Origin of the sequence: Microcystis sp. M169S2, from assembly GCF_020245865.1 — a bacterium.
GTDB lineage: Bacteria > Cyanobacteriota > Cyanobacteriia > Cyanobacteriales > Microcystaceae > Microcystis > Microcystis ichthyoblabe_A.
Map to the genome: position 1 here is coordinate 1 of NZ_JADBUB010000182.1, position 5,052 is coordinate 5,052.

A 5,052-nucleotide genomic window follows, 5' to 3' on the forward strand; every position below is an offset into this window, starting at 1 on the left:
AATTGAGGGAATGAATACCAAAATAAAGCTTATTAAAAGAATGAGTTATGGATTTACCAATTTTCAACATCTTCGACTTAAGCTGTTTGCTTGCTTTAATTCATAACAAAAATTAACACACGAAAACCAGAAGAGCCTTGCCTTTTGCCTAAAACCCATAACTTTTGTACCTCAGCAGACTGAAAAACGCTATATCACTTATTGACTAAAAATGAAGATTTTACCGCTAACAGTTGACAATTTATCATCGATCCCTAAGAGAGACAATTAAGCTCACTGGTGTGTCGGAAGATTAGAGATTGTGCCAAAATGGAGAAAGTGACCCAAGGATTACAGGTAAATTGTTAAAAAAAAGGATCGAGTAACCGTGACTGATACCAACCTAGATATACTATCCCTGACGGATCCAGCGATCGCAGGGATTCTGCAAAAAGAACTGCAACGTCAAAGAGATCACCTAGAATTAATCGCTAGTGAAAACTTTACCTCGGCTGCCGTCATGGCCGCCCAGGGTTCGGTTTTAACCAACAAATACGCCGAAGGACTGCCCAAAAAACGCTACTATGGCGGTTGCGAATACGTTGACGAAGCGGAACAATTAGCGATCGATCGGGTTAAACGACTATTTGGGGCAAACCACGCTAACGTACAACCCCACTCTGGCGCCCAAGCTAATTTCGCCGTTTTCCTGACGCTCTTGCAGCCCGGCGATACGATTATGGGCATGGATCTCTCCCACGGTGGTCATCTTACCCACGGTTCCCCCGTTAACGTTTCCGGAAAATGGTTCCGAGTAGTACAGTACGGAGTAAGTCCCGAAAGCGAACGCCTGGACTACGATCTCATCCTTGACATCGCCCGCAAGGAAAAACCCAAACTAATTATCTGCGGTTATTCTGCCTACTCGCGCCAGATTGATTTCGAGAAATTCCGCGCCATCGCTGACGAAGTGGGTGCCTACCTGATGGCAGATATCGCCCATATTGCTGGTTTAGTGGCCACTGGTCATCATCCTAACCCCCTACCCCACTGTGATGTGGTCACTACCACCACTCACAAAACCCTGCGCGGTCCTAGGGGTGGTTTAATTATGACCAAAGACGAGGAATTAGGCAAAAAATTCGATAAATCCGTCTTCCCCGGTACCCAAGGCGGTCCCCTAGAACACGTGATCGCAGCGAAAGCGGTGGCTTTTGGGGAAGCATTGAAACCGGAGTTTAAAATTTATTCGGGCCAAGTAATCGCTAATGCCCAAGCTTTGGCCGGTCAGTTGAAGGCTAGAGGGATTAAAATTGTCACTGATGGTACGGATAATCACTTGATGTTACTCGATTTAAGATCCGTGGGCATGACCGGGAAAGAGGCCGATCGCTTGGTGAGTACGATCAATATTACCGCTAATAAAAACACTGTTCCCTTCGATCCCGAGTCTCCCTTTGTCACCAGTGGTTTGCGCTTGGGTTCCCCGGCTATGACCACCAGAGGACTAGGAGAAACGGAATTTATCGAGATTGGCAACATTATCGCCGATATTCTCCTTAATCCAGGGGATGAAGCCCTGAGAACTGCTTGCCGTCAACGGGTAGCAAAACTCTGTGAAAGCTTCCCCCTCTATCCCCATCTCCATATTTCTGTCCCCGCCTTGGCCTAAAACGAGAGATAATAAAAATTCATAATTGGCGATTGCCTGTCAGTTGCCAATTGTGAATTAAATCGCCCCCCAATTCCCATGTCCGGAGATTTATACTATCTAATTGCTTTTCTGATCGCCCATACCGTGGTGCTTTGGAGTACCCCCCTCGTCAGAACCGTCGGACTGAAAAGCGGTTACGTCGATAAACCCAACGAAAGGAAGGTCCATGAAAGGCCTATGGTTCGACTGGGGGGAGTTTCGATTTTTGTCGGCGCTTTAACTGCCCTCCTGATCGTTTGGTGGTTGGGAGGGTTTGCCGGTTTAAACAGCGATCGAGAATGGGAAGTGTGGGGCGTAACCCTAGGCGGTTTGGGCTTTTTCCTCATCGGTCTAGCGGATGATCTTTTTAATCTTTCGCCGCTCAATCGTCTGGTAATGCAGTTTAGCGTCGCTTTTCTAGCTTGGCAAGCTGGCGTTAGGATCGATTTCCTCTCTATTCCCTTCGGCGATTTATTACAAATTCATTGGCTAAGTTTACCAGTTACTCTCCTCTGGTTAGTGGGGATGGCTAACGCGATTAACTGGATTGACGGTTTAGATGGATTAGCGGCGGGGGTTTCGGGTATATCTGCCGTGGTGATTTTGATTGTAACTTTGGTGATGGGACAACCGGCCGCCGCTATTATCGCCGCCGCTTTAGCAGGTGGGGCTTTGGGTTTTCTGCGTTACAATTTTAACCCCGCTCAAATTTTTATGGGGGATGGTGGGGCCTATTTTATGGGTTTTACCCTGGCGGGTGTGGCGGTGATTGGATTGGCTAAAACCACTGCTGTGACTACTGTTGCCGTTACCGCCGTCTTATTACCCTATCTCATCCTCGCGGTTCCTCTCCTCGATATGTCCACGGTGATTATTTCCCGTCTCAAACGCGGAAAATCCCCTTTTGTGGCTGATAAACGTCATTTACACCACCGTTTACTGAAAGCGGGTATCTCTCACCGTCTGACAGTATTATTTATCTACGCCCTAACTCTCTGGGTGGGCAGTTTAGCCCTCGGTTTCTCCAATGTTCCCAGTGGTTGGGGTTTTGCCTTTGGTGCGACTCTCCTCCTCGGTTACGTCGGTTGGCAAGTCTGGCGCAATCGTGGCAGTGAACCGTAAGCCGTCTTAAACTAGAAAAAAGATTAATAATTAAGATAGCGGCAGGATAACTCTGGGAGTTTAGCAAATGTCTAACGAAACCGTAACTTATTCCCTTGAAACGGTCCTGACAAGGATTGAGGGAAAAATCGACTCTTTACAAAGAGATGTTAATGAGCGTCTCACTAAGCTAGAGATAGGACAATCAGAAATAAGAGGGGATATTAAAGCCCTAGATTCTAAAGTTATGGAAATAGAAAAGCGTATTGACGACCTGAATGCACGGGTGAATATTACCACTAACGGGTTTCTTGGCATTGTCGGAATTTTGGTGACAGGAATACTAGGCATTCTGGGAAAAATCGTCTTTTTCCCTAATCCCTAAAAGTTATCCTTAGTCGTACCTATGGGCAATTTTGATGCCTTGTCGATTAGAGAAAAAATCAGCAAAAGTAGGAGTTTAGTAAAATGTCTAACGAAACCGTAACTTATTCCCTAGAAGCAGTCCTGACAAGGATTGAGGGAAAAATCGACTCTTTACAAAGAGATGTTAATAAGCTAGAGATAGGACAATCAGAAATAAGAGGAGATATTAAAGCCCTAGATTCTAAAGTTATGGAAATAGAAAAGCGTATTGATGACCTGAATGCACGGGTGAATATTACCACTAATGGGTTTCTTGGCATTGTCGGAATTTTGGTGACAGGAATACTAGGCATTCTGGGAAAAGTCGTCTTTTTCCCTAATCCCTAAAAGTTGTCTTTAGTCTTTGTTTACTCTACAATTTTCAAGGATACAGAGAAAAATGATCTGCAAAAATCCCTCTTTCCGTTCTCCTCTCTGCGACTGTAGCGCCTCTGCGTCAAACAAAAAATATAAAACTCAAGCCCTAATCACAGTAATTCTATATTGATTTTCTGTCACCACAACTTCAGTGGATAATTTTTCTTCCATTGGTAAAGCATTTTTCCGCCTATCAAAGATAAATAACCAACCAAAATCTAAACCCAAACGTCCTAAATAAGATTCTAATTGTTCAATTCCATCAGCTTGCGGATCGCGTTTTTTATCCCGCCATACTTTTAATTCAATCCCTAAAGTTACATCTTTATACTGTAAACATAAATCCATTCTATCGCTACCAATTGCATATTCCCTTTCTAAAACTCCCCCACCATTAACCACACGATGTAAAAAAGCCATTAATACTATATGCGGAGCAATTTCATGGTAAGCAGCACTACTTAATAATGGTTCTCCATGTTGTCGCCAAAACTTGAGAAATGCTGTTAATAAAGCATCTATATTTAGTTCACCTTTTGCTGTCAACCAACTAGGACTAATTAAAGGTAAACTGTCCTGAGTTCCTTGTACTAAAACACGGGGAATAACTTCACGATAAATGGGATTAGAAATAACTAATCCCCCCATCGGATCACGTCGTAATAATCCTAAATCTATTAAATATTGGCGATCATCTGCTAGAGTATCGGGTAAGGTTTGCCCTGCTAAAATTGGTTCAATAATGTTTTTAACTCGTTTTTCTCTTAGTTTTTCCGCTAAACTATCTAAATGAGTATCCTGACGATTAATTAATATTTCCTTAGCTTGTAAAATGTGTTCCTTGTCAATAATAATACTTCTATCTTTTACCATCTTTTCTACAATTTCTTTAGCTAAAGCATTGACTAACCAAGGTTGTCCTTGGGTTAAATCATAAGCTGTTTCTATAGCTTCTGGTGTGAAAATTTGTCCAGTTGCTGCTGTATGTTGTCGATATAATTCTCCCACTTCTGCAAGATTAAAATTTCGCATGGTAAGAGAAGCAACTTTGATATTAAAAGGACTAGAAGTATTTAATCTGTCACTACCTCCCGATGCTACTTTATAATCTCGCACATCTCGTAAACCAATTAATCCTACTGACGAGGGAAAATTTTCAGGACGGTTAGGAAAACCATCTCTTATCTTTCGTAAAACTGATATTAATGTTTGGTCTTGTAAAGAGTCAATTTCATCTATAAATAATACTATGGGACGATTGATAGCTTTTGCCCAAGCTGTTAAAAAATCGTTAATTCTATTTCCTGGTTCTTCCTGTTGCCATTGTTTAGCAGCTGGTTGCAATTCTTTAGGTAAACGGATATTTATTGTATTATACCATGCCCCTAAAATTGCCAATTCTGCGGCAGTAGGATCATGATTAAATGCACTTCCTACTTCCACTGATACCATGACTGCGGCATAATTTCCTGTAGCAGTAAGTTGTTTTGCTAGGG

General features: G+C 42.7%; 6 protein-coding genes. 5 read left to right on the plus strand and 1 reads right to left on the minus strand.

All coding sequences use genetic code 11. The annotated features are described in order from the left end of the window. From IM485_RS17365 to IM485_RS17385, 5 genes are all read left to right on the plus strand, one after another. Positions 1-106 (plus strand): transposase (locus IM485_RS17365; RefSeq protein WP_287638279.1); only part of this gene is annotated, 106 nt, incomplete at its 5' end. Between the two features lie 261 nt (positions 107-367). Further along, complete coding sequence (glyA, locus tag IM485_RS17370; protein ID WP_104398013.1) at positions 368-1,651, plus strand: serine hydroxymethyltransferase; 1,284 nt, start codon at positions 368-370, stop codon at positions 1,649-1,651. 78 nt (positions 1,652-1,729) lie between these two features. Continuing rightward, the gene (locus IM485_RS17375; protein WP_194014036.1) at positions 1,730-2,794 is read left to right on the plus strand and encodes a glycosyltransferase family 4 protein; all 1,065 of its coding nucleotides are present in this window, start codon (positions 1,730-1,732) and stop codon (positions 2,792-2,794) included. Positions 2,795-2,861: 67 nt separating this feature from the next. Continuing rightward, positions 2,862-3,158 (plus strand): DUF4164 family protein, encoded by a 297-nt coding sequence (locus tag IM485_RS17380; RefSeq protein ID WP_002751121.1) that lies wholly within the window; start codon positions 2,862-2,864, stop codon positions 3,156-3,158. Positions 3,159-3,241: 83 nt separating this feature from the next. Continuing rightward, on the plus strand, positions 3,242-3,526 hold the full coding sequence (locus IM485_RS17385; RefSeq protein ID WP_104398014.1) for a DUF4164 domain-containing protein: 285 nt from the start codon (positions 3,242-3,244) through the stop codon (positions 3,524-3,526). Positions 3,527-3,655: 129 nt separating this feature from the next. On the opposite strand, the gene IM485_RS17390 is transcribed toward IM485_RS17385, so the two are convergent. Continuing rightward, on the minus strand, positions 3,656-5,052 hold a 1,397-nt coding region (locus IM485_RS17390), incomplete at its 5' end, for an ATP-binding protein (RefSeq protein WP_287744620.1).

What these genes read in the sequence shown, in the direction of transcription:
- IM485_RS17375 (WP_194014036.1), top strand. Translation starts at nt 1,730, where the DNA reads ATGTCCGGAGATTTATACTATCTAATTGCTTTTCTGATCGCCCATACC.
- IM485_RS17380 (WP_002751121.1), top strand. Translation starts at nt 2,862, where the DNA reads ATGTCTAACGAAACCGTAACTTATTCCCTTGAAACGGTCCTGACAAGG.
- IM485_RS17385 (WP_104398014.1), top strand. Translation starts at nt 3,242, where the DNA reads ATGTCTAACGAAACCGTAACTTATTCCCTAGAAGCAGTCCTGACAAGG.